This window comes from Streptomyces sp. NPDC054863, assembly GCF_053610825.1.
In genome coordinates, this window is the sequence record NZ_JBSGZD010000431.1 from 1 (window position 1) to 4,801 (window position 4,801).

Annotated in this window: 4 protein-coding genes; 3 read left to right on the forward strand and 1 reads right to left on the reverse strand. The window is 71.2% G+C overall.

Features of this window, described 5'->3' with window-relative positions; genetic code table 11:
- Positions 1-65 precede the first annotated feature (65 nt).
- A complete protein-coding gene (locus ACWGIG_RS37010) occupies positions 66-818 on the reverse strand; it encodes an MBL fold metallo-hydrolase (RefSeq protein ID WP_453326109.1) in 753 nt (250 codons plus the stop codon).
- Positions 819-1,217: 399 nt separating this feature from the next.
- Here ACWGIG_RS37010 and ACWGIG_RS37015 point away from each other — a divergent pair, with 399 nt between their 5' ends.
- The 3 genes from ACWGIG_RS37015 to ACWGIG_RS37025 all read left to right on the forward strand — a co-directional run bounded on the left by ACWGIG_RS37015 (position 1,218) and on the right by ACWGIG_RS37025 (position 4,762).
- Entirely contained in the window at positions 1,218-1,709 is a 492-nt protein-coding gene (locus tag ACWGIG_RS37015) for a type II toxin-antitoxin system PemK/MazF family toxin (RefSeq protein ID WP_453326110.1), read from the forward strand.
- 456 nt (positions 1,710-2,165) lie between these two features.
- Positions 2,166-3,365, forward strand: a complete 1,200-nt coding sequence (locus ACWGIG_RS37020) for an acyltransferase family protein (RefSeq protein ID WP_453326111.1) — start codon at positions 2,166-2,168, stop codon at positions 3,363-3,365.
- Positions 3,366-3,562: 197 nt separating this feature from the next.
- Positions 3,563-4,762 (forward strand): glycosyltransferase, encoded by a 1,200-nt coding sequence (locus ACWGIG_RS37025; protein WP_453326112.1) that lies wholly within the window; start codon positions 3,563-3,565, stop codon positions 4,760-4,762.
- The last annotated feature ends 39 nt before the right edge of the window (positions 4,763-4,801 follow it).

Below are 4,801 nucleotides of genomic sequence, written 5' to 3' on the forward strand. Positions count from 1 at the left end.
GTTCCGGGGCCCTTGCGCATACTCGTACGTACACCTGATGCCCGTACGTCCGCCTGGAGGTACGGCTACACCTCGTAGACCGCGCCCCTGGCCGCCACCTCGGCCGGTCCCGCGTACGCCTGGCGGGCGTCGCTCAGGTTCCGGTCGGCGTCCGTCCACGGCGGGACGTGGGTGAGGACGAGGTGGCCCGCGCCCGCGCGGGCGGCGTACTCGCCCGCTTCGCGGCCGTTGAGGTGCAGGTCCGGGATGTCCTCCTTGCCGTGGAGGAACGATGCTTCGCAGAGGAAGAGGTCGGCGCCCGAGGCGAGCTCGTGCAGGGCCTCGCAGGGGCCGGTGTCCCCGGAGTACGTGAGCGTGCGCCCGCCGTGTTCCAGGCGGATGCCGTACGTCTCGACGGGGTGGCGCATCTTCTCCGTACGGACGGTGAAGGGGCCGATCTCGAAGGTGCCGGGCTTCAGGGTGTGGAAGTCGAAGACCTTGCTCATCGAGTCGGGGGTGGGCGTGGCACCGTGCGCGCTGGTCAGGAGTTCCTCGGTGCCGTCGGGGCCGTAGACGGGGATCGAGGGGGCCATGCCGCCGTCGTGGCGGTAGTAGCGGGTGACGAAGTAGGCCGTCATGTCGATGCAGTGATCGGCGTGCAGGTGGCTGAGGAAGATCGCGTCCAGGTCGTACAGACCGATGTGGCGCTGCAGCTCGCCGAGGGCGCCGTTGCCCATGTCGAGGAGCAGCCGGAAGCCGTCGGCCTCTACGAGGTAGCTCGAACAAGGCGATTCCACGGACGGGAACGACCCCGAGCAGCCGACGACGGTGAGCTTCATGGAGCGGGAACCTCCGGTTGCGGTTGCGAGTGCGGGATCCGGGTGCGGGGATTCGGGACGGGTGCGGGAGCCGGGGCGGGGGTGCGGGCGCAGGGAGAGGCGGTCCGCGCGCGGTGGGGGCGGGGAGCGCGCGCAGATGGATCGAGCGTAAGTCGCGGCAGGGGCGCCCGCTCCTCGGTGGTGTGCCGTTGTGGGGGAACTCACCTGTGCTGTCACCGGTTCGGGGGGAGCGCGCGGGGGCGCGGGGGCGGAGCGGGGGGTGGGAGCGAACTGGGGGCGGGGGCCGGGCACTTCAGGGCGCGGGGAACTGTGCGACCAGCCACGCCGCACCCGCACGACGACCACCGGCCCGCCCGGCCCCTGGTGCCGTGCCGCACCCGCCCCGGTACCGTCGGGCGCATGGATACCTCGTGGTGGCTGGCGCTGCTCGGTGTGGTGGTGCTCGCGCTGGTCGCGGCGCTGACCGACGGGTGGGGGCGCGGGCAGCGGGCGAAGCGGCAGCGGCAGCGCCCCGGTGGGCGGACCCGGCCGCCCGGGCGGCCCACCGGTCCCCGCCGGAAGCCCGGCGAGCTTCCCCGGAGGATGCCGCAGGCCAAGGAGATCTGGTGGGCGGAGGTGCCGTTCGAGGACGGGCCCGGGTCGAAGGACCGGCCGTGTCTGGTGCTGTCCGTACAGGGCGAGAGCGCGCTCGTCGCGAAGATCACGAGCAAGTGGCACCACGACAGGTCGGGCGTGATCGCGCTGCCGCCCGGGTCGGTCGGTGACGCCGAGGGCCGGCCGAGCTTCCTGGAGACGGACGAGCTGCGGGACGTCGCGGTGTGGGAGTTCCGCCGCCGGGTCGGCGTCGCGGACCCGACGGTGTGGGACCAGGTACGTCACCTCGCACGCTGAGCGGGGAGAAGCGGACAGGACCCCCTTGTACGGCGGGGCGAGGGACCGATGACGCCCGCTCGCACGGCGGGACGGAGGGCCGGTTGGGCCCGCTCGCGCGGTGCAGAGGACGCGCCGGTGGCGCCCGCTCGCACGGCGGGGCGACGGACCGGCTGCGCCCGCTCGCGCGGCGGGGCGACGGGCCGGTTGGGCCTGGTCGTGTGGTGGGAGGGCGGGCCGGTGGTGTCCGTTCGTGCGGTGGGGCGGAGGGGCGGGTGTTCTCTGCGCGTGGGCTGCCGTTCGCCCCGGTCGGCCGAGGGATCCGTGTGTACGGGGTGTGTGGGGGGTGCCCGAGGGGTGGGCGAACAGTGGTGGGGGCCGTGTCCGGCTCGCGGTGTGGCAGGTTAGGCACCTCGTCCTGGGTCGGTTCGTCGTACTGTCGCCACCGGCCCTTCCCGAAGAGCCGAAGAGATGTCTGTGTCTGTTTCTGCGACCACGGTTCCTGCGACCACGGTTCCCGCTCCCCGTTCACGTCCGGCCCTCCTCCCCCGTCTCGCCCCGCGTTCCCTGCGCCCTGCCCTGCCCGACCGGCTGGACTGTCTCACCAGCCTGCGCTTCTTCGCCGCGTTCGCCGTGTTCACGCATCACTTCACGGGTCTCGGCAACCACACCGGTTACGGCACCGCGCCGCTGATCTTCCCGTACTCGCTGATCGGCGGGCACGGGGTCACCTTCTTCTTCGTGCTGTCCGGGTTCCTGCTCGCCTGGGGCCATCGGCCGGGGCAGCACCTCGGGGCGTTCTACTGGCGGCGCGTGGCCCGGATCTGGCCGGCCACGCTGGCTGTCGTACCGCTCGCGGTGTACGCGTTCTACGTCCTGCCGGACAAGGACATCGACTGGGGCAGTCTGGTCGCCTCGGTGTTCCTGGTGCAGTCGTGGTTCCCGGGCGTCACCCCGAACCTGCCGGGCAACGGGCCCACCTGGACGCTGGGCGCCGAGCTGTTCTTCTACGCCCTGTTCCCGCTGGTCATCCGGTGGGCGCGGCGGACCAGGACGGGGGTGCTGCTGACGGTGTGCGGGCTCGGTCTGGTGTACATGTTCGCGGTCGGGCTGAGCACGAACCTGTATCTCGACGGTCCGACGGCGAGCTGGGTCCAGCGGCACCCGCTCTACTTCTTCCCGCAGTTCGTGCTGGGGCTGACCTTCGCGCTGGCGCTGCGGCGCGGCTGGCGGGTGCCGGTGCGGCCGGTCGTCCCCCTGCTGGCGCTGGCGTTGACGACGTACGGCTACTACCAGGGCAAGGCGCGCTGCTCGCCGGAGGTCGTGGCGTACCTCGACGCGGGGCTGCGGCCGGTGCTGGCGGTGCTGGCCGTGCTGATCGTGGTGGCGTTCGCCCAGCGGGAGGCGGCGGGGCACCGGGGGGTGCTGCAGTCGCGGGCGATGGTGCTGCTCGGGGTGTGGTCGTACTCCTTCTACCTCGTGCACCACGCGGTGAACCGGGTGCTGATCGACCGGTGGGGGCGCGGTGAGGACAACAACAGCGTGCTGATCGACCTGCTGGGCGTCGCCGTCATCTCGCTCGCGCTGTCGTGGGTGGTCTACCGGTACGTGGAGGACCCTGCGGCGCGGTGGCTGAACCGGCGGGTGCCGAAGCGGTGGCGGACGGCAAAGGCGTGACGGAGAGAGGGCTCACGAGCGCCTAACGGGTCAAGAGTTAAAGGGATTCAAGGGTTTAGAGGTGTAGGGCTCACGCGTGGGTGAACAGGCGTGTCCCGGGCCCCCCGCGCTAGCCTGACCTTGACATGTCCGCTCTGCACCGGGCCCCACACCCGTGCAACCCCACGAGCGGTCCCCCCACGCCTGAGGACTCGCACATGGCTCTTCTGACCGCCCCCACGAATGCCCGAATACCCGCCCGGTCCGACACCCCGAGGGACATTTTCTTCGTCAACAACAGCGTGGACGAACTCGGTGGCGTCACCAGCTGGTCGCACCACATGGCGCGGCTCTTCAGCGGGCGCGGTCACAGCGTGCATGTCATCGGCATCACTCCTGCTCCGAAGGACCGCAGGGCGGAGCTGGACGACGTTCTTCCGTACGGGACGACGACGCTGTACGACGCCCACCCGCCGGGCGTCCGGGCCCTCAAGGGCGTCAAGGGCCGGCTCAACGTCGCGGAGCAGCGCAGGCAGGCGGCGCGGCAGGCCGGCATGGAGGAGCAGGCGGCGAAGCTGTCGCTGCTGTTCGGGGCCGCGCGGCCGGGCAGCATCGTCATCGTCACGCAGGTGTGGGCGATGGAGTGGGTGGCTCTCGCGGAGACCGCCGGAGTGACCGTGATCGGCATGAGTCACGAGTCCTTCCAGGCGTCGCGGAAGTCCTCGCGGCTGCGCCGGGTCAAGCAGTTCTACAAGGACGTGGACCGGCTGCTCGTCCTCACGCGCGAGGACTCGGACCTGTGGATCCGCCAGCACATGAACAACGTGGGCTTCATGCCCAACCCGCTGCCCTTCTTCCCCGACGAACCCTCGCGGCGCGAGGCGAAGACGGTGGTCAGTGTCGGGCGGCTGTCGCACGAGAAGGGCATCGACCTCCTCCTCGACATCTGGGCGCAGGTCGCCCCCCGCCACCCGGACTGGAAGCTGCGGATCTTCGGCGCGGGGCAGGACGAGCGGAAGCTGCACAAGCTGGCCGCCGAGCTGGGTGTCGCGCAGTCGGTGGAGTGGATGGGGCGTACGGACGACGTTCCCGGAGCGCTGCGCGAGAGCTCGGTGTTCACGCTGACGTCGCGTGCGGAGGGGTTCCCGCTGGCGCCGATGGAGGCGATGGCGACGGCGGTGCCGTGTGTCTCCTTCGACATGGCTCCCGGCATCCGGGAGATCATCACCGACGGTGTGGACGGTTTCGTGGTGAAGGCGGGCAACACCGCGCTGTTCGCCGAGCAGTTGGACGCGCTCATGTCCGACAAGGACCTGCGCGACAGCATGGGTGAGGCGGGCCGGACGAACATCCAGCGCTTCTCCACGGACAGGATCACGCGCCGCTGGGAGGACCTGTTCGCCTTCCTGGAGCGGTAGTTCGGCCGGCGCGCGAGGGGCCCCGGTGGTGTGCACCGG

Excerpts from the sequence above, each read along its gene's own strand:
- ACWGIG_RS37010 (WP_453326109.1), bottom strand. The coding sequence starts at position 818 with ATGAAGCTCACCGTCGTCGGCTGCTCGGGGTCGTTCCCGTCCGTGGAA.
- ACWGIG_RS37015 (WP_453326110.1), top strand. The coding sequence starts at position 1,218 with ATGGATACCTCGTGGTGGCTGGCGCTGCTCGGTGTGGTGGTGCTCGCG.
- ACWGIG_RS37025 (WP_453326112.1), top strand. The coding sequence starts at position 3,563 with ATGGCTCTTCTGACCGCCCCCACGAATGCCCGAATACCCGCCCGGTCC.